The organism is Brevibacillus centrosporus, assembly GCF_046622605.1.
In the GTDB taxonomy this organism is placed as follows: domain Bacteria; phylum Bacillota; class Bacilli; order Brevibacillales; family Brevibacillaceae; genus Brevibacillus; species Brevibacillus centrosporus.
Genome location: NZ_CP176856.1, coordinates 1,662,052 through 1,680,026 on the forward strand (window position 1 = coordinate 1,662,052; position 17,975 = coordinate 1,680,026).

The following is a 17,975-nucleotide window of genomic DNA, read 5'->3' on the forward strand; positions in this document are numbered from 1 at the left end:
AATGCGACATGAGCACATTTCGAAAGCGATTTTTAGCGAATAAAACGGCAGTCTTCTGTTCCGTGTTGCTGTTACTGCTCTGTCTGATGGCGGCATTGGCGCCTGTTTTGGCACCGCATGACCCGACCCAGATGTTTCAGGAGCATCGGATGGAAGGCAGCTCTGGAGATTTTATGCTCGGTACAGATCAGTTCGGGCGGGATTTATTGAGCCGGATTATTTACGGCGCGCGTGTATCGCTCGTGGTAGGGGTCTCGGCTGTCTTGGTCAGTGTCGTGTTTGGAACGCTGTTTGGTTTGATTGCCGGATATTTTGGACGCTGGGTAGACGGTTTTATCATGCGCTGTATGGACGTGCTGTTTGCCTTCCCGGAAATATTGCTGGCGCTCGCGATCGTGGCAGCATTAGGGCCGGGGACCTTCAATACGATCATGGCGATCGGGATTGTGAATATTCCTATTTTTACGCGAACGGTTCGGGGAGCGGTGCTCTCCATCAAGAATTTGGAATACGTCGAAAGCGCCCGCGCGATCGGGGCGAGTACGAAGCGAATCTTGTTCCTGGAAATCTTCCCGAATGTGACGGCACCTCTCTTGGTGCAATCCTCCTTGGCGATCTCCGGTGCTATTTTGACAGAATCTGCTCTGAGCTTTTTGGGCTTGGGGATTCAGCCGCCAGACCCATCCTGGGGTGGAATGATCTCGGAAGCACGCCGCTACATGGAGCTGGCGCCGGGAATGATCATTTGGCCATGTCTTGCGATGACCGTAACGATTTTGGCATGCAACATGTTCGGTGATGCTGTGCGCGACATTCTCGATCCGCGTCATCGCGGCAAGTAGGCGGGAGGAATCGATATGAACGGAATCGAGCTGATGGTTCGGATGGAGCAAAGCCTGGAGGACGGCATGAACCGTGGTATTTTTCCGGGTGCAGCTGTCAGTCTGATGAGAAAAGGAGCGCCTACGCTGACGACCTTCAAAGGAAAAACGGGAGCGGGAGAAGACGCGCCGCAAGTCGATGCGCAGACACTCTACGACATGGCTTCCTTGACCAAGGTCATGGTGACGCTGCCGCTGGTTTTACTCAGCGTGCAATCGGGAAAGCTGTCTCTCTTTGATTCGCTTCTGGCGCATGTGCCAGAGCTGGGAGAGGGGCAGGACACGGAACGCAAATCGCAAATCAAGATCGTCCATTTGCTGACTCATACATCTGGAATGCCTGCTTGGCGGCCGTATTTTCTAATCGGTCAGGGCAGAGTAGACTACATTCAGTTGATGAAGGAAGAGACATTGGAAAGCAATCCGGGCAGCCATGTCGTGTACAGCGACTTGGGCTTCATGCTGCTGGGCTTTGTGCTCGAACGGATCTGGGATGAGGAGCTGGACGTGCTCGCTACCCGTCTTTTGTTTCAGCCGAGTGGGATGAAGAATACCTGTTATCTTCCTCTGCAGCACCATTCACTCGCAATTAGCGGAATTGCGCAGACCGAGAACGGCAACGGCTTCGAGCAAAACATGGCGCAAAACTACTTGGCGAACCTTGTATCATCTGATCCTTCGAAAGGGACAGAATGGACGGAAAAGCTGGATCATTTTAAGTGGCGTCAAGGCGTAATCTGCGGCACGGTGCACGACTGCAACGCACACTACGGCTTGGGCGGAATCAGCGGTCATGCCGGACTCTTTTCGACCATTCGTGATACAGAACGGTATATGGAAATCTGGACGTCACAGAAAGCTCCGGTCTATATCGATCCGCTTTTGCGGTCTTTAGCTACGAGGTCGCACACGGATTTTTCTGCACAGCGAAGAGGGCTGGGATGGATCGCTTCCTCAACGGGCGGCTCGCTCGATCAGCTGGCGGCTGGCTGTACGGGGGGAGATTTGGTCTCCGAGCGCGCATATGGCCATACGGGCTTTACGGGAACATCGATTTGGACTGATCCTTTGCGGGAAGCGACTGTCATCACGCTGACAAATCGTGTGCATCCGGTCGCAAGTCCACTCATCGGTTCGTGGCGAATCGCGCATCACAATCAAATTTGGAACGGAATCGAGCTAGTCGACGCATCAGGTGAAAGGGGGAGTAACCCATGACAGCCATGCTAACAATCGATAATCTGCGAACGTCTTTTCTCCAATCTGGCAAGAAGCTGACCGTAATTGAAGGGGTCAGCTTCACAGTCGAGCCTGGTGAAACCGTCGGGGTGGTCGGCGAGTCAGGTTGTGGGAAAAGCGTAACCAGCATGTCCATCATGCAGCTATTAGGCAAAAACGTAGAAATGAGCGGCAGCATTCGCTTTCAAGACAAGGAGCTGCTGACCCTTTCCGATAAAGAAATGCAAAAAATACGCGGCAACCAGATTGCGATGATCTTTCAGGAGCCGATGACCTCGCTCAATCCGCTGCATTCGATAGGAAAGCAGATCAGCGAGCCGCTGCGACGTCACCTAGGCTTGTCCAAGCAAGCGGCAAAAGAGCGGGCGATACAGCTGCTCAAGCTCGTCGGCATCCCGCGTGCGGATGAAATCATCTCTGACTTCCCGCACCAGCTGTCCGGAGGGATGCGTCAGCGTGTCATGATCGCCATGGCGATGGCCTGTGAGCCGAAGCTGCTGATTGCCGATGAACCAACGACGGCACTCGATGTGACCATTCAGGCGCAGATTTTGGAGCTGATGAAAAAAGTACGTGATGAGCAAGGGACGTCGATCATGCTGATTACCCATGATTTGGGGGTAGTAGCGGAGATGTGCCATCGGGTCATCGTCATGTACGCGGGGCAGATCGTGGAGGAAGCCGACGTCAAAGGGCTGTTTGACAATCCCCAGCATCCCTACACAAGGGGACTATTGAAGTCCATGCCGAGCGTGAACGTGAATCAGGAGAGACTGGACGCGATTCCCGGCTCCGTGCCGCTGCAGAGCGAAATGCCGCGAGGGTGCCGTTTTGCGCCGCGCTGCTCGCAGGTGATGGATATTTGCCATCAAAAAAATCCGGAGCTGTTGGCTGTTTCCGATTCGCAAAAATGCCGGTGCTGGCTGTATAGCGAGGGGGAAGCACAATGACAAAACCATTGTTGGAAATCAAATCGCTCACGAAGCATTTTACGAGCAAGCAAGGCTTTTTCAGCAAGGAAAAAGTTGTGCGTGCGGTAGATGGGGTCAATCTCACGGTTTATCCGGGGGAAACCGTCAGCATCGTAGGGGAGTCTGGCTGTGGAAAGTCGACGACGGGCCGCTGTATCCTGCGCCTGATCGAGCCGACAGACGGCGAGATTTTGTTTGAAGGAAACGACATCCGCAAGCTGAACGAAGAGGATTTGCGACGTACTCGCCGCGACATGCAGCTCGTGTTTCAAGACCCTTTCGCATCGCTTAATCCGCGAAAAACGATCGGACAAATATTAGAAGATCCGTTGATCATCCATGAGATAGGTACGGCACAGGAGCGTCGCCGTCAGGTGGAAGAGATGATCGAGATCGTGGGTCTCTCCAAACAGCATTTGGATCGCTTCCCGCATGAATTCTCCGGGGGGCAGCGCCAAAGGATCGGGATAGCCCGCGCACTGATTTTGCGGCCAAAGCTGATTATAGCCGATGAGCCAGTTTCTGCTTTGGACGTATCGATTCAGGCACAGATTTTGAACCTGATGCAGGATTTGCAAAAGGAATTTCATTTGACCTATTTGTTTATCTCGCACGATCTGAGCGTCGTGCGCCATATTTCCGACCGGGTCGCTGTCATGTATTTGGGGAAAGTGGTGGAGGTAGCGGATAAGAGGTCGTTGTACGAAAAACCGACACATCCCTATACGCAAGCTTTGCTATCTGCTGTACCTGTTCCGAATCCACACGTGACGACCCAGCGCATCATTTTGGAGGGAGACCTGCCAAGCCCTGCAAATCCGCCATCGGGTTGTACCTTCCATCCTCGCTGCCGCCATTGCATGGAGATTTGCAGAACGACTGCTCCACCTGTGCGTGAGCTGGCACCCGATCACTTTGTATCCTGCCATCTCGAGGATGCGGACACTATCGGGTCGCACACATGAATAGAAAAGGAGGTTCGGAGACATTGAAGCTGGAGAACTTACAAGATTTGACCACCGAAGGAAAAAACGAAGGCACTCGGGACCTGGACCGCTTGAGTACCCGGGGAATCGTACAGTTAATGAACGATGAAGATAAAAAAGTACCGTTCGCTGTAGAACGCGTTTTGGATCAAGTATCCGATGCAGTCGAGCTGATCGTCGCAGCCATGGAGCAGGGTGGCAGACTGTTTTATTTTGGAGCGGGAACGAGCGGACGCCTGGGGATTCTCGATGCGTCTGAATGCCCGCCTACCTTTGGTACCAATCCAGAGCTGGTACAGGGTGTGATTGCCGGTGGACCATCCGCTATGATCCGTGCAGTCGAAGGCGCGGAAGATTCGGCTGAGCTCGGACAAGAGGATGTGCACAACTATGGAGTAACCGAGAAGGATGTTGTGGTAGGGATTGCGGCAAGCGGTCGGACTCCCTATGTGCTTGGCGTTTTGAAAGAAGCGCAGAGAATTGGCGCCCGTACTATTGCGTTATCCTGCAACCAGCCTTCCTTTATTAACAAAGGGGTAGATGTGGCGATCAACGTTGTCGTGGGACCTGAGGTTTTGACAGGCTCCACCCGCCTCAAGGCTGGCTCCGCACAAAAGCTGGTTCTCAATATGCTGACGACAGCGACGATGATCAAGCTGGGGAAGGTATATGGCAATCTGATGGTCAACGTCCAAGCGACAAACCTGAAGCTCAAGGAACGGGTAAAACGGATCGTGATGGAAGTGACCGGAGTAGGCTATGCCGAAGCAGAGATGCTGGCTGAGCAGGCAAAAGGGGACGCAAAAACGGCGATTTTGATGAAACTGACGGACACCAGCAGGGAAGAGGCAACGCGCCTGTTGAATCTTACCAATGGAAGGATTCGGGAAGCGATTCAAAAGTACAGCTAATGAACAGTTGATTCATGAGGAGGATTTCCATGTTGCCAGAACACATTCGCTCCGAGCTGCGTGCGATCGTGGGCGAGCAGTATTGTCTGGATCGGCAGGAAGCGCTGGTGGCCTACTCGTATGATGCGACGCCCATGCAGCAAGCCCTGCCAGATGTCGTGGTCATGCCGAAGAGCACGGAAGAAGTGCAGCAGGTCATGCGGGTAGCTGCGGGGCACCAGATCCCGATCGTCACTCGCGGAGCAGGCTCCAATCTGTGCGCCGGAACCATTCCGGTCGGAGGGGGAATCGTGCTCGTTTTGAGCCGGATGAATCAGATCCTGGAAATCGACGAGCAGAATCTGACAATCACCGTACAGCCTGGTGTGCGCACCTCGGATATCCATCAGGCAGTCGAAGGACGAGGCTTGTTTTACCCGCCAGACCCGGGCAGTATGGTCATCTCAACAATTGGCGGGAACATCGCGCTCAATTCTGGGGGACTTCGCGGGCTGAAGTACGGAACGACCAAGGATTACGTACTCGGACTGGAAGCCGTCCTGCCGAATGGGGAGGTCATCCGTACGGGTGGCAAGCTGATGAAAGACGTAGCGGGCTATGACTTGACCAAGCTGCTGGTCGGCAGTGAAGGGACGCTGGCGATCATTACTCAGGCGATCCTCAAGCTGATACCCAAACCGCAGACCCAGCGCGTCATGCTGGCGATGTTTGCAGATATGGCGCAGGCGGCTCGCTCGGTTTCTGACATTATCGCCAATCGGATCATCCCAGGTACCCTGGAATTTTTGGACCAAGGGACGATCCGCGTGGTGGAAGACTTCAAGCAGATCGGTCTGCCTACGGATGTAGCGGCAATCCTTTTGATCGGTCAGGACGGCGAACCGCAGACCGTGGATCAGGATATGGAGAAGATCGCGGCCATCTGCAAGAACAATGAAGCGGTACAGATCAAAGTAGCGACGACTCCTGAGGAAGCCGATGATGTCATGACGGCGAGACGAAGTGCCCTGGCGGCTCTTTCCCGGATGCGTCCGACCACGATCCTCGAGGATGCTACTGTCCCTCGCGCCGAGATCGCTCCTATGGTAGCCGCTATTCAGGAAATCACGGAGCGGTATGGACTGCACATTTGCACCTTTGGTCATGCAGGTGATGGCAACTTGCATCCCACCTGTATGACCGATGCGCGCAACCACGAAGAAATCGAACGGGTAGAAGAAGCTTTTGCGGAGATCTTCGCGGCTGCGATCGATCTGGGCGGAACCATTACGGGCGAGCATGGTGTGGGCATCGTCAAGGCTCCATACCTGGAATGGAAGGTGGGCGCAGCAGGGATCGAAGTCATGAAAGGCATCAAGAAGGCCTTTGATCCGAACAATCTGCTCAACCCAGGCAAAATGTTCGCAAAAGAAACGCGGAACAGAGTGGTGGTCAATCGTGCTTAAAGAAGCCTTGATAGAGAAACTGGATTACAACGAGCTTTCGAACTGTATGCGCTGCGGTTTTTGTCAGCCCGCCTGTCCGACCTTTCGGGAAACGGGCTACGAGGCGGCTTCTCCCCGCGGGCGAATCGCCTTGATGAAGGCGGTAGCCGATGGTGTCATGCAGCCGGATCAGGACTTTGTCGACCAGATGAATCTGTGTCTTGGCTGCCGCGCGTGTGAGCCGGTCTGTCCTGCAGGCGTTCCCTACGGTCAGCTGATCGAGCAGACGAGAGAGGCAATCGAGGAAGTACAGGAGCATCCGACATGGGTAAAAGCGGTCAGGAAAGTGGCCTTCAAGCATCTGTTTCCCCGTCAGGACCGCATGTATCGTTTGGGCAGCATGCTGCGCTTCTATCAAAAATCAGGAGTGCAAAAGGCCGTGCGAAAGCTGGGGGTCATGCGCATCCTCCCGAAGCAGCTGGGCGAGATGGAAGCGATCATGCCGGAAGCATCGGGAACAGGGCTCAAGAAGCGTTTTGGCACGACCGTCATCCCTGCTGCAGGCGAGCGGAAAAGGCGTGTCGGCATGTTTCACGGATGCATCATGGATGTACTCTTCAACGAGACGAATGTCAACACGGTACGGCTTTTGACCGAGGCGGGCTGCGAGGTCGTCATCGCCGAAGGACAGGTATGCTGTGGAGCGCTGCATGCCCATAGCGGTGAACGGGAAGAGGCGAGAGGTCTGGCACGGAAAAACATTGCGGCTTTCCGGCAGGCAGACGTGGATGTGATCGTGTCCAATGCAGGTGGCTGCGGCGCCATGCTTCAGGAGTACGACCATCTACTGGCAAACGATCCGCAGTGGCACGATGACGCGAAATGGTTCGCGGAGCGCGTGAAAGATATCAGCGAGCTGCTGGTAGAGCTGGTCGCACCTGAGACATGGGACGCTTTGCCGCAATCGAAACGGATTACTTATCAGTCGTCCTGCCATTTGCGCAACGGGATGAAGGTTACCAAAGAGCCGGTTCATCTGTTGCAATCCATTCCTGGAGCTACCTATGTGCAGCTGCGGGAGGGCGACCGCTGCTGTGGCTCGGCAGGCATCTACAACCTTGTGCAGCCGGAAATGGCGGGCAATTTGCTGAATGAGAAAATGCAGCACGTGGCAGCGACCCAAGCCGATATTCTGGTTACATCCAATCCAGGCTGTCTGCTGCAAATGAAAGCAGGCATCAAAAGAGCGGGCTTGGAAGGGCAGATGGAAGCCGTTCACCTCGTCGATCTACTGGCAAGGGTACAGAAGAAAGCGGTCCAATAGCAGTTTCTTTCATAGAAAAGCACTATAGAAGAGACCAGTCAACACACGCAGCCGCGTGAGTGACTGGCCTTTTTTTAACGTATAAGAATTTATAAGCGTAAAGCTTATAAATTCTGGAGCGCATGACGAAGTGCCTCAGCGTCAGCTACCGGCATCACTTCGGTAAAACTTTCCGCTAAAACGCGGTCGCTCCTCCTTGAACAGGCCTCGATAGAGGTTTTCTTACTTCACGTGATCCAGTACACTTTTGATGTTGGAGATCGAATCCTGTGGAATGCTCAGGTTATAATGCTTTCTGATCGCTTGATATACTTTGCTTAGGTTGTAGCTGCTTTTGTTTTTTCGATAGGCAGCCACGTCCGGGGAGAACGTTGGATGGTGAATGACATCCCGGCTCCAATCCCACACACGAGGCTTCAAAGCATCCTTTCGTGCTTGGTCGAGCATGGCAGCAAAGCGCGGGGTGATGTATTGGCTGATTTTCTTGCTTGCCTGGTAATACGCGTTGGTCTGGGTAGCCGCGTAAACGTCACGGCTGTAGTCAAAAGGATCATACGGCTTCCCATTGATAGAAATGAGCGTGCGAGGCTGAGCGGGCACCATCCCAAGCAAAAGCTGTACCTGATAGTACTCCCAGCCTGTAGCCGTTTTTCTGCCTGGGAGTATCAGGTTGATAAACTGAAACAAGCGGTCATAGGGATATTCCTGTGCATACATACTTGGCCCGGCCTCCATCCGCAAAGGCATATCAGGATATAGATACCCCTTGCTGTCTACGACAAACCCAGGCAATCCAACCTCCACAGCCCAGCGCACAGCGATATTGTCCGAGTCCTTCAGATCGATCCCACCGTGGTAGGGCCGTACTTCCGCGAACATTCGGTACAGGACGGTCGCGACAAATTCCTTTGTTGCCTTCCCGTCATCTATTTCCTCGGGCAGGACATAGCCAGCATCGATGAGTGGCTGCAGATGAGCATTCATCTGGAGCTGTGCTCTGCTTTCGCGCAGCGTTCGCTCCTCTGGGGAATACGGTTCTGCTCGTTCGATCCGTTGATTCAGCTCGATGAGATTCGTATTCGGAGGATAAAAAGGGGGGAGCACCCCGATGAAGTTATAGATATTCCAGAGAAATCCTTTCTTCGACGACTGGAAACGCAAATTGTCGTCCTGGAACGTCTTCCAATGCGAACCGCCGCTATCCATGTCTACTAAATAATCCTCTTGTACATACGGTGGCTGCACGGCGACTACCTGCGGATTCGTGATCGTGACCATCTGAACGTTGAGAAACAAGTATTTTTCCGGGTTCAAAGGAAGCTTGTACGTGATGGTATAGGGGGAGGAAGCGGCTAAGGCGGGCGTCAAAGCAGGTGAGGGCAAGATCATCGGGGTTAGGCAAAGCGTACTTAGGAGGATGCTGGTTAACAGTCGTTTTTGGCTCATTTTCCAACCACCTTCGAAACGTCGTTTGATCATTAGACGCTGCAGAAAGTGGTAAGTTTCTTGATAATTTCCTTATTTTGTAAATGGGATGGCGGTACCCTACTCTGGTAGGAGAATCGCTTTCAGAGAGGAATTCATCTGTATTTGGGGAATGACCACCTATCCAGAATGCGTGTACGGTGATGGAGCCAACCAGCCGTTTAACGAAAAAGGAGAGAGCTATTTGAAGCGAGTCGATGTGGTATCAGCCATTATCCGCGATGAAGGCGGACGAATTTTACTGGTAAAAAATAAACAAGGTGACTTTCATTACTGGGGGCCGCCAGGAGGAGCAGTGGAAGCAGGGGAAACGCTTGAACAGGCTCTCATTCGGGAGGTTAGGGAAGAAACCGGCTACAGGATTCATGTGATGGGTTTGAGCTCTGTGAGAGAGGTGTTCTTTGAAAAATGGGGGAATCATGTCATTTTCTTTTCCTTTTTCGCAAAAATCATCGATGGCGCGATCCAGATCAATGACCCTGACGAAGAAATTTTGGAGGTCATGTGGGCTGACTACGAAGATGCCAAGGCTCGGATGCCGTTTCTGACAGAAGCGCTGAAGCTGACCGCAGACGGGGAGAAAACCTGGCCTTTCTATGCGTTCGAAGGAACACGATAAATAGATGTGCAAGTGCGAAAAAGACCAGCAGGATAGCTGGTCTTTCGGCTATTTAGAGAAAAGGAAGCAATGCTTGGACAAATTGCTCGAGATAGACTTGATCGACTTCATCAAAACGACTTTTCCTCGGGCTATCGATGTCGAGGACGCGGATCAACTGACCGTCTTTACGAATGGTTGGAGCAGGTCCATTTTTAGGCGGCTGTTGAGCTGGAAATAGATGAGGGAAAAGGATGGCGGATGGCAGATGATGCAAAAAGCTACTTTTGCCGATGGATGCTTTTACCGGTGGATGCTTTTGGTGCATGGTAACCCCGTTTGAAGAGTTGCCTGGGATTGGAGGGATCTATCCAATTTCACGATTTGGGCACGCAATATCGTACTGTTATTTTTTATCATAGCGAGGAACAGTATGCATCTGCGGTACAATCGAAGATCGCACTGGAGCAAAGCGGTCGCTTTTCAAAACCGATTGTTACGCAAATTCTCCCGGCGACTGCTTTTTACCCTGCGGAAGAATACCATCAAGGCTATCATAAGAAAAACCCGAAGCACTATAAAGCGGATCGAGAAAAGTCCGGAAGAGACACTTTTTTGAAAGAGCATTGGTTTGGGAACGAATTGTAAGCAATCACGCATGAACAAATGGTAAGCCAGTACAGTCCCGGTTAGGAGGATTTGTACTGGCTTATTTGTCGTCACGTTTTCCTTTTTTAAAAATCGATTTTGAACTTCAGGAAGCCAGCCTTGCGAAGTGCCTCGTAAATAATGACCAGCGCCGGTCCCAGAATAAGGCCGAAGAAGCCCATAACCTGAAAGCCGAGAAAAAGACTGACGAGAGCAGCCAAGGCACTGATGCCAAGGTTGGAAGCCAAAATCTTCGGCTCGATGATGCGGCGGATGACCGTAATCGCCAAAAAAAGGATGATCAGTCCGATGGCGAGGTGGGTCTTATCCGTGAAAAAGTTGTAGACAGCCCAAGGAACGAGAAAGGAGCCAGTTCCCAAAATCGGCAAAATGTCAACCAGCACAATCAATAACGCGATGACGGCAGAGTATTTGATGTGCAAAATAACCAATCCGAGCCAAGCAATCAAAAAAGTTACCAGGCTGAGAATGATTTGGGCCCGTAAAAATCCGATGGTAGCTCGATTAAGCTGGGTGAACACGACGTTGATTTTTTCCCTGGCAGAGACAGTAAACATTCGCATAAAACCGGCGCGCAAACGAGGGAGGTCCAGACTGATCAAAAAGAGAGCGACCAAAAAAATAATGGTACTGATCAAAAAGCCGGGAATAGTCGCGACCGCACCGAGAATGCCTTTGCCGATCGTCGAGGCGGCATTCATGGCAGATGTTTTTAAACTGTCGAACACCTGCTGGATCTGGATGACCGTTTCTTTTGGCAGAGAGGCATAGTAAAGCTCCCATTGTCCAAACGTCGACTCGAGAAAATCAAACAGATGCCGCGAGTAGGCGGGAAGCTTTTGCGCCAAATCTACGCTTTGCACGACGATCTGCGTACCCAGCCAGTAGGCGATGACAGCAAACGACAAAAGAAACAAGAGAAAGGAGCCTATGACGGCACCTAGGCGATTCAGGCGCAAATTTCGAATGAGAAAGAGCACGAGGGGCTCAAGCAGTATGGCAGTGACCAAAGCGAGAACAAAAGGAACGGAATAGGGCAGCAAAAATAATAGGATGGCCAGAACGAACACGAGCAGAAAAATTTTCCGAATCGTCATCAAAAGACTCCATTCTCATTCTTATAAGTAAAGGGTTATATCCAATCTTATCTATTTTATCATTGTTGCATAGAGGAAAACAATGCATTCCCCTCGCTCAAAATGTCAGAAAAGGTATGAGTGAAAGTAATTTTCAAAAAAAGCAGCATTGAAAAAAGAATGCAAAAAATTAAGTGTGCATAAATTTTGTGATATGATGTTCCTCTATATGATTTCGGATTCTAAAGACGAAGGTTTATATGGTCGCAGCCAATAAGCTGTAAGGTATTTATTTACATTGTGAATATAAACATTCGTTGCTAGAATGTGAATTGAAATCGACACATTTCGACAAAAAACTGTCGTGAATGGTGTAGATATAAATTACATTTTTATTAGTGAGGTGTCAGAATGAAGCGGTTTGGATTAGCAATACAAATTGTCATCGGTCTCATTCTGGGTATCCTGGTGGGCGCCATTTTCTTTGGTAATCCTGCTGTGGCAACCTATTTGCAACCAATTGGTGATATATTCCTGCGGTTGATCAAAATGATTGTCATTCCGATTGTGGTCGCGACGCTAATCGTCGGTGTTGCAGGTGTCGGTGACGTCAAGAAACTCGGGAAGATCGGTGGGAAGACGATTCTGTATTTTGAAATCGTTACCACAATTGCGATTGTAGTCGGGCTTCTGGCTGCAAATATTTTCCAACCCGGTGTGGGCGTTGACATGTCACACCTGCAAAAAACAGATATTCATTCGTATGTAGAGACGGCTGAGACGACTCAAAGTCACAGCATGATTGATACCTTTGTAAATATTGTTCCAAAAAATATTTTTGACGCCTTTGTCCGTGGCGACATGCTGGCGATTATCTTCTTCTCCGTCTTGTTCGGTTTAGGGGTCGCAGCTGCAGGGGAACGCGGAAAACCGGTCCTGAACTTCTTCCAGGGTGTCGCTGACGCCATGTTCTGGGTAGTAAATGCGATTATGCGTTTTGCACCATTCGGGGTGTTTGCTCTGATCGGTGTAACCGTTTCCAAGTTTGGGCTTTCTTCACTCGTTCCGTTAGGCAAGCTGGTTATTTTGGTTCACTTGGCGATGCTGTTCTTTATTCTCGTCGTATTGGGCACCATTGCTCGAATCAGTGGAATTAAAATTACGCAAATCCTGCGAATCTTGAAGGATGAGCTGCTCCTGGCATACTCCACCTCCAGCTCGGAGACGGTACTGCCAAAAATCATGGAGAAAATGGAGCGTCTGGGCTGTCCGAAAGCCATTACGTCTTTCGTAATCCCAACTGGCTACTCGTTTAACCTCGATGGCTCGACTCTTTACCAGGCACTGGCTGCGCTGTTCATCGCGCAAATGTATGGTATCCACATGCCGATCAGTGCGCAAATCACACTGATGCTGGTACTGATGGTAACCTCCAAAGGCATTGCTGGGGTTCCGGGCGTATCCTTCGTCGTATTGCTGGCGACTTTGGGATCTGTAGGCATTCCGCTCGAGGGTCTCGCATTCATCGCTGGTGTCGACCGACTGCTCGATATGGCGCGCACCGTTGTAAACGTAGTCGGAAACTCGCTGGCTGCTGTCGTGATCTCTCGTTGGGAAGGTCAGTTCGACAAGAAAAAAGCCGAGCAATACCTGAAAGAAGTAAATGCAAAAGCGGCATAATCAGAAATGAACGCATGAAGCCTTCTGTCTGGCATGATCCAGACAGGGGGCTTTTCGTATTATCAGGTCAGCCAGAGATTTCTGGTTGGCCTATTTTTTTAGACGTTCTATGATGGCGGTAGCCGGGAGAACGTGGGGCTTTTAGGGGCATAGACCCCGTCAAAAAAACTGTTCTCCCACTACCTCCAATGACCATGTTTGAGCTGGTTGGGGCATTTGACCTCGTATCACAAGCGAAGCTATGGGTTTGGAACCATCGTGGGATTGCCGGCTATTTTCACAGCAGGAGGAGCTGACATGGAACCGGTTATTGGATTGGATGTTGCGAAAGGGACAAGTGTATTTCAAGCGTTTACGAAGCGTGGTGAGGCATACGGGAAATCGGAAACCATTCGGCATGCCGGTGGACTTGAAAGGCTGGACGATGTCATTCGTCAGTTAGAGATGCAAACAGGCGTTAGCCCCGTCGTTGTTTTGGAAGCAACGGGACACTATCACCGGACGGTTGTAGCGCATTTGGAGCGGATGAATATCGAGCATTTCATCCTAAATCCTCTGTTATCCAAACGCTCGAAAAGCGCGCAGTTGCGAAAAGTGAAAACGGATGCAGCGGACGCATGGCATTTGGCTGAGATGTACTATCGTGGCGATGTAAAACCACACCGTAGATGGACAGATCGAATAATAGAGTTGCAGCATTTGACGCGGCAACATGAGTTTATGACGACGCAATTCATCCAGTCGAAATTGAACGCGAGGGCGCTACTGGATCAGGTTTGCCCTGCCTATGAAGGCGTGTTTCACGATCTATATTCGAAGACTTCATTGCACGTGCTGCTTCATATGCTTCAGGGGGCGGTTATTACCGAGGAAGTGGTACGCGAAACAGCAGGCAGCTCGCACGGGAAGGCATGGATTCAGTCCAAAGTGGAGCGAATTCAAGCGATGCAAATACCTCAGAAACAAAGTGCGGCTCAAAGAACAGCCCTATTGTGCATGGTGGAGATTCTACTTGCTCAACAAGAACAATTGAGTCGACTGGAATTGAAGATCCAAGAGGAGGCGGAGGAAATTCCGGAAGTGGAGTTGCTAAAGACGATTCCAGGCATCGGGGATAAGCTGGCCGCCGCGCTCATTGCGGAGATCGGGGATGCCGGGCAATTTGAGGATCCCAAGCAGCTGGTTGCTTACGCAGGGCTAGATCCAAGCGTGCATAGCTCGGGTCAATTCGTAGCATCCAGCACCCGTATAACAAAACGAGGCTCAAAACGGCTACGCCGGGCGCTTTATTTAGCCGTGCAATGCGGAATTAGACGAAGTACGAACGAGAAGCTACGGGCGTACTACGACAGGAAAAGAGAAGAGGGCAAGCCCTACAAGGTGACGGTGATTGCTTGCGCCAACAAGCTACTGCATCACATATACGCCATCTTGAAGAAAGGCCAGCCCTACCACAAATAACCATATTTTGCCAAAACCCTCCACGCCAATGGAGGTTATTTGGTGTGCACTGAAATTATAACAACTATTCTTCTGCAGACCAAGCCTCTAAAGCTTGACAAACATTAGCTGGTTTTTTGTACAGTAATTTCCGCCACAAAGCTTGGCGGAGCCAAGTTTTCTAACTTTCCGGCAGCCTATTGACAGGGAGAAACAGGAAGAGTAAGATCATACCAACAAGATGATATTAACAAAATGATAATAACAAAAAGAGATAAACAAATGAGTATACAAACGGAGGCGTTTGAAAATATGAACCAACCACCCACCAATAAGGACGGATTGACAGAGGAGCAGTTTTTGCAGCGTTATGACGCGAGCCAATTTGAGCGGCCATCGGTTACCGTCGATATGCTTATTTTTACTGTCGCCGAGGAGCTGGAACCGAATTACCGCAAGCTCTCTCCCAAGTCCTTGCAGATCTTGCTCGTCAAACGTGCAGATCATCCTTACATGGGCCATTGGGCGCTGCCGGGGGGCTTTGTATCTCACGATGAAAGTCTGGAGGAAGCGGCCTTGCGTGAACTCTGGACGGAGACCAATATCGACAACATTTATCTGGAGCAGCTGTATACGTGGGGAGAAGTAAACAGAGATCCGCGCACACGTGTCATTAGCACCTCGTACATGGCACTGGTGGATAGCGAAGCACTGGAAGTAAAAGCAGGGGATGATGCGGAGGATGCCAAGTGGTTTCGCATCGAGGACAAATGGCTGCGCGAAAACAAGATGGCCACAGAATCTGGAACGATCACGGAAAAATGGGTCGAACTGCGTTTCTGGAACGAGGCCGAAGAGCTGTCGGCGACCATCAAAATCACACGTACCGTGTCAGGTAGGATCGTACGTGAGGAAAGAGAAATCGTGGAAACCAACCAGGTTGCCTTTGATCACGCCAAGATTATTCAATATGCTTTAGAGCGGCTGCGGAACAAGATCGAGTATACCGATATCGCTTTTGCTCTCATGCCGGAGCTATTTACACTGACGGAGCTGCAGCAAGTTTACGAAGTCATTTTAGGCAAGGAATTGCTGGCGGCTGCTTTTCGCAGAAAGGTGGCAGACAAGGTGATCGAGACCAATCACTATCGCAAGCATGCGGGGCATCGGCCATCCAAATACTACCGTTTCAATCCAGAGTGGACGTAAAAGTCATTCGAACCAGCAGATGGGGAGGAAACCAAATGAAAACGGGAATGAACCGTACGAAGCGCGTCATGACCGCGCAGGAAACGATAAAAATTTTGGGAAGGGGCTATTACTTCAACAGCCTGGGGGAGAAAGTGTCCATCCAAACGGAATTGCAGACGCCATCGAGCACTTATGGATGCGGAGTTTTCCGCAATCGAGTCCAAGATGTGGCGGGCTATTTTGCACAAGTGCTGTTTGATGAAGCCTTTGAAAAACATTTTGACCATATCGTGTTTGCCGTGTTGGACCACTCTGCCCGGCAGGAGAACCTGAGGGCATTTCGGGAGAGATTCCTATGAGAACAAGAATAGCTGGTTACTTTGCTGACTGGAGCTGGTTTGAAAGACTGTGGCTGCTGACGTTTACCGTCGTGAATGTCTATCTGTTTTTCGCTCTGGATGACACGTTCATCGGGCTGTGCGCCTCCTTGACCGGGATGCTCAGCGTCGTTCTGGTGGCAAAAGGGAAAACGTGGAATTACTATCCAGGCATGATCAACGTGGTGCTGTACGCCATCGTTGCGTATGGACAAAAGTACTACGGCGAAGTCATGCTGAATCTTCTCTATTTTTTGCCGATGCAGTTTATCGGACTACTCCTGTGGCGAAGGAACAAAGTATCGGAAGAGAAGCAACACGACGTGCGGGTCGCAGTCATGACGAACCGTACCCGCTTGTATTGGGCAATGACATGTCTTGCGGCCACAGCCGCCTATGCCTGGGTGCTGCAGGCAATGGGCGGGGCACTGCCACTCATCGACTCGTTGACAGCGGTTCTGTCGATTGTGGCGATGATCTTTATGGTGAAGCGCGTGGTGGAGCAATGGATCGTCTGGATCATCATCGATGTGCTGACGATCTACATGTGGCTGGTCGCCTTCATGGGTGATGGCAGCGACGTTTCGATCCTCGTCATGTGGATTGCTTACCTGGTGAATGCCGTTTATGGCTGGCTGAACTGGAGATCGCAGTATCTGCTGCAAAAGGAGGGGCAAGCATGCGCAAGGTAGGCTTTATCGGTGGAAAATTTTTGCCGCTGCATCTCGGACATGTGCATGCGATTACCCGGGCGGCATGCTTATGCGATGAGCTGTATGTCGTCCTCTCCTTTAGCCAGGCTCGCGACCGCAAGCTATGCGAGAAGGCAGGCATTCAGATCATGCCTTATGAGGTCAGGCTGCGCTGGCTGTCTGGCCTCGTGAAGGATATGGAAAATGTGCACGTGCTGGCCGTTGAAGATACAGCCGAGACAGACGAGACGTACGACTGGGCGGCAGGCGCAGCGAATATTCGCAGGAAAATCGGCAAGCCGATCGATTACGTCTTCAGCTCAGAGACTTCCTACGAGCCTATTTTTCAGCAGCTCTACCCGGAAGCGAGGCACATCATCCTCGATGCGGAGCGGAAACAGGTGCCGATTTCGGCAACGCGTATCCGGGAAGAAGGCATATTCGCCCATTGGGAGCACATCCCGACCATTGTCAGGCCGACTTTTGTCAAAAAGGTTGTGGTGGTCGGCACGGAAAGCTGCGGCAAATCGACGCTTACCCGTTACCTGGCGAAGCTGTACAACACCGTTTTTGTGGAAGAGTACGGGAGAACGGTCTGCGAAGAAGTCGGCGGGTGCGAGACCATTTTGACCGAAGACTATTACCCGCACATCGCCTACGGGCACAAAATGAAAGAATACGAAGCGATCAAGCAGGCAAACAAGGTTGTATTCGTGGATACAGAAGCGGTTGTTACCCAATTTTACTCCGAGCTGTACACCGGACGCACCTTCTCTGTACTCGATCAGGTGGCAAAAGAGCAGCAGTACGATCTGTGGCTGTACATGGAGCCGGATGTGCCATGGGTGGATGATGGCCTGCGTGTGCACGGGGAGAACCAGGTCCGCCACGAAAATAATGAAAAGCTGAAGCGAATGCTAAATGATCGTCATATCGCCTATGTATCGATCGCAGGGAGCTATCACGAGCGGCTGCGGCAAGCGATGGATCATGTGGACGCATTGCTGCACAAGCCTTCTCAATAGCTGAAA

The 17,975-nt window shown here is 51.2% G+C and carries 17 protein-coding genes and 1 pseudogene; 15 read left to right on the forward strand and 3 right to left on the reverse strand.

Annotation, left to right across the window (positions count from 1 at the left end; all coding sequences use genetic code 11):
* Window positions 1-8: 8 nt before the first annotated feature.
* From ACLIN2_RS08675 to ACLIN2_RS08705, 7 genes are read left to right on the forward strand one after another with little or no spacing between them, the layout of a single operon-like run.
* The gene (locus ACLIN2_RS08675; RefSeq protein WP_092265946.1) at window positions 9-842 is read left to right on the forward strand and encodes an ABC transporter permease; all 834 of its coding nucleotides are present in this window, start codon (window positions 9-11) and stop codon (window positions 840-842) included.
* Window positions 843-857: 15 nt separating this feature from the next.
* Window positions 858-2,099 carry a serine hydrolase domain-containing protein gene (locus tag ACLIN2_RS08680; protein WP_411503810.1) on the forward strand — a complete coding sequence of 414 codons (1,242 nt, stop codon included), beginning with the start codon at window positions 858-860 and terminating at the stop codon, window positions 2,097-2,099.
* On the forward strand, window positions 2,096-3,070 hold the full coding sequence (locus tag ACLIN2_RS08685) for an ABC transporter ATP-binding protein (protein ID WP_328210240.1): 975 nt from the start codon (window positions 2,096-2,098) through the stop codon (window positions 3,068-3,070). Before ACLIN2_RS08680 ends, ACLIN2_RS08685 begins: the two co-directional genes overlap by 4 nt.
* Entirely contained in the window at window positions 3,067-4,056 is a 990-nt protein-coding gene (locus ACLIN2_RS08690) for an ABC transporter ATP-binding protein (protein WP_328210241.1), read from the forward strand. The genes ACLIN2_RS08685 and ACLIN2_RS08690 overlap by 4 nt, the downstream gene beginning before the upstream one ends.
* 23 nt (window positions 4,057-4,079) lie before the next feature.
* Complete coding sequence (murQ, locus tag ACLIN2_RS08695) at window positions 4,080-4,988, forward strand: N-acetylmuramic acid 6-phosphate etherase (protein WP_092265942.1); 909 nt, start codon at window positions 4,080-4,082, stop codon at window positions 4,986-4,988.
* A 29-nt stretch (window positions 4,989-5,017) separates the two neighbouring features.
* Window positions 5,018-6,433, forward strand: coding sequence for an FAD-binding oxidoreductase (locus ACLIN2_RS08700; RefSeq protein ID WP_092265941.1), 1,416 nt, complete (start codon window positions 5,018-5,020; stop codon window positions 6,431-6,433).
* Window positions 6,426-7,736: a (Fe-S)-binding protein gene (locus ACLIN2_RS08705; RefSeq protein WP_327933596.1), complete on the forward strand. Its 1,311-nt coding sequence runs from the start codon at window positions 6,426-6,428 to the stop codon at window positions 7,734-7,736. Before ACLIN2_RS08700 ends, ACLIN2_RS08705 begins: the two co-directional genes overlap by 8 nt.
* A 222-nt stretch (window positions 7,737-7,958) precedes the next feature.
* On the opposite strand, the gene ACLIN2_RS08710 is transcribed toward ACLIN2_RS08705, so the two are convergent.
* Window positions 7,959-9,182: a hypothetical protein gene (locus tag ACLIN2_RS08710; RefSeq protein WP_411503811.1), complete on the reverse strand. Its 1,224-nt coding sequence runs from the start codon at window positions 9,180-9,182 to the stop codon at window positions 7,959-7,961.
* Window positions 9,183-9,333: 151 nt separating this feature from the next.
* On the opposite strand from ACLIN2_RS08710, the gene ACLIN2_RS08715 reads away from it, so the two are divergent.
* A complete protein-coding gene (locus tag ACLIN2_RS08715; protein ID WP_411503812.1) occupies window positions 9,334-9,840 on the forward strand; it encodes an NUDIX hydrolase in 507 nt (168 codons plus the stop codon).
* A gap of 52 nt (window positions 9,841-9,892) precedes the next feature.
* Here the strand turns inward: ACLIN2_RS08715 and ACLIN2_RS08720 are convergent, their stop codons facing one another.
* Window positions 9,893-10,147, reverse strand: coding sequence for a hypothetical protein (locus tag ACLIN2_RS08720; RefSeq protein WP_400582954.1), 255 nt, complete (start codon window positions 10,145-10,147; stop codon window positions 9,893-9,895).
* On the opposite strand from ACLIN2_RS08720, the pseudogene ACLIN2_RS08725 reads away from it, so the two are divergent.
* Window positions 10,107-10,467, forward strand: a pseudogene (locus ACLIN2_RS08725) (peptide-methionine (S)-S-oxide reductase). The gene ACLIN2_RS08720 and the pseudogene ACLIN2_RS08725 overlap by 41 nt on opposite strands.
* Window positions 10,468-10,553: 86 nt before the next feature.
* Here ACLIN2_RS08725 and ytvI read toward each other — a convergent pair.
* Window positions 10,554-11,585, reverse strand: a complete 1,032-nt coding sequence (gene ytvI / locus ACLIN2_RS08730) for a sporulation integral membrane protein YtvI (protein ID WP_092265939.1) — start codon at window positions 11,583-11,585, stop codon at window positions 10,554-10,556.
* Between the two features lie 390 nt (window positions 11,586-11,975).
* Here ytvI and ACLIN2_RS08735 point away from each other — a divergent pair, with 390 nt between their 5' ends.
* The 6 genes from ACLIN2_RS08735 (at window position 11,976) to nadR (ending at window position 17,969) form a co-directional block, all read left to right on the forward strand.
* On the forward strand, window positions 11,976-13,244 hold the full coding sequence (locus ACLIN2_RS08735; protein ID WP_122959998.1) for a cation:dicarboxylate symporter family transporter: 1,269 nt from the start codon (window positions 11,976-11,978) through the stop codon (window positions 13,242-13,244).
* Window positions 13,245-13,541: 297 nt separating this feature from the next.
* Window positions 13,542-14,705: an IS110 family transposase gene (locus tag ACLIN2_RS08740; protein WP_122927073.1), complete on the forward strand. Its 1,164-nt coding sequence runs from the start codon at window positions 13,542-13,544 to the stop codon at window positions 14,703-14,705.
* Window positions 14,706-14,966: 261 nt separating this feature from the next.
* Window positions 14,967-15,893, forward strand: a complete 927-nt coding sequence (locus ACLIN2_RS08745; RefSeq protein WP_411503813.1) for an NUDIX hydrolase — start codon at window positions 14,967-14,969, stop codon at window positions 15,891-15,893.
* 35 nt (window positions 15,894-15,928) lie between these two features.
* Window positions 15,929-16,234, forward strand: a complete 306-nt coding sequence (locus ACLIN2_RS08750) for a hypothetical protein (protein ID WP_411503814.1) — start codon at window positions 15,929-15,931, stop codon at window positions 16,232-16,234.
* Entirely contained in the window at window positions 16,231-16,944 is a 714-nt protein-coding gene (gene pnuC / locus ACLIN2_RS08755) for a nicotinamide riboside transporter PnuC (protein ID WP_411503815.1), read from the forward strand. The genes ACLIN2_RS08750 and pnuC overlap by 4 nt, the downstream gene beginning before the upstream one ends.
* Entirely contained in the window at window positions 16,932-17,969 is a 1,038-nt protein-coding gene (gene nadR, locus ACLIN2_RS08760; RefSeq protein WP_411503816.1) for a multifunctional transcriptional regulator/nicotinamide-nucleotide adenylyltransferase/ribosylnicotinamide kinase NadR, read from the forward strand. The genes pnuC and nadR overlap by 13 nt, the downstream gene beginning before the upstream one ends.
* The last annotated feature ends 6 nt before the right edge of the window (window positions 17,970-17,975 follow it).

Coding starts and splice junctions, on each gene's coding strand:
- ACLIN2_RS08675 (WP_092265946.1), top strand. CDS start 9: ATGAGCACATTTCGAAAGCGATTTTTAGCGAATAAAACGGCAGTCTTC.
- ACLIN2_RS08680 (WP_411503810.1), top strand. CDS start 858: ATGAACGGAATCGAGCTGATGGTTCGGATGGAGCAAAGCCTGGAGGAC.
- ACLIN2_RS08685 (WP_328210240.1), top strand. CDS start 2,096: ATGACAGCCATGCTAACAATCGATAATCTGCGAACGTCTTTTCTCCAA.
- ACLIN2_RS08690 (WP_328210241.1), top strand. CDS start 3,067: ATGACAAAACCATTGTTGGAAATCAAATCGCTCACGAAGCATTTTACG.
- ACLIN2_RS08700 (WP_092265941.1), top strand. CDS start 5,018: ATGTTGCCAGAACACATTCGCTCCGAGCTGCGTGCGATCGTGGGCGAG.
- ACLIN2_RS08710 (WP_411503811.1), bottom strand. CDS start 9,182: ATGAGCCAAAAACGACTGTTAACCAGCATCCTCCTAAGTACGCTTTGC.
- ACLIN2_RS08715 (WP_411503812.1), top strand. CDS start 9,334: ATGACCACCTATCCAGAATGCGTGTACGGTGATGGAGCCAACCAGCCG.
- ACLIN2_RS08720 (WP_400582954.1), bottom strand. CDS start 10,147: ATGCACCAAAAGCATCCACCGGTAAAAGCATCCATCGGCAAAAGTAGC.
- ytvI (WP_092265939.1), bottom strand. CDS start 11,585: ATGACGATTCGGAAAATTTTTCTGCTCGTGTTCGTTCTGGCCATCCTA.
- ACLIN2_RS08735 (WP_122959998.1), top strand. CDS start 11,976: ATGAAGCGGTTTGGATTAGCAATACAAATTGTCATCGGTCTCATTCTG.
- ACLIN2_RS08740 (WP_122927073.1), top strand. CDS start 13,542: ATGGAACCGGTTATTGGATTGGATGTTGCGAAAGGGACAAGTGTATTT.
- ACLIN2_RS08745 (WP_411503813.1), top strand. CDS start 14,967: ATGAGTATACAAACGGAGGCGTTTGAAAATATGAACCAACCACCCACC.
- ACLIN2_RS08750 (WP_411503814.1), top strand. CDS start 15,929: ATGAAAACGGGAATGAACCGTACGAAGCGCGTCATGACCGCGCAGGAA.
- pnuC (WP_411503815.1), top strand. CDS start 16,231: ATGAGAACAAGAATAGCTGGTTACTTTGCTGACTGGAGCTGGTTTGAA.
- nadR (WP_411503816.1), top strand. CDS start 16,932: ATGCGCAAGGTAGGCTTTATCGGTGGAAAATTTTTGCCGCTGCATCTC.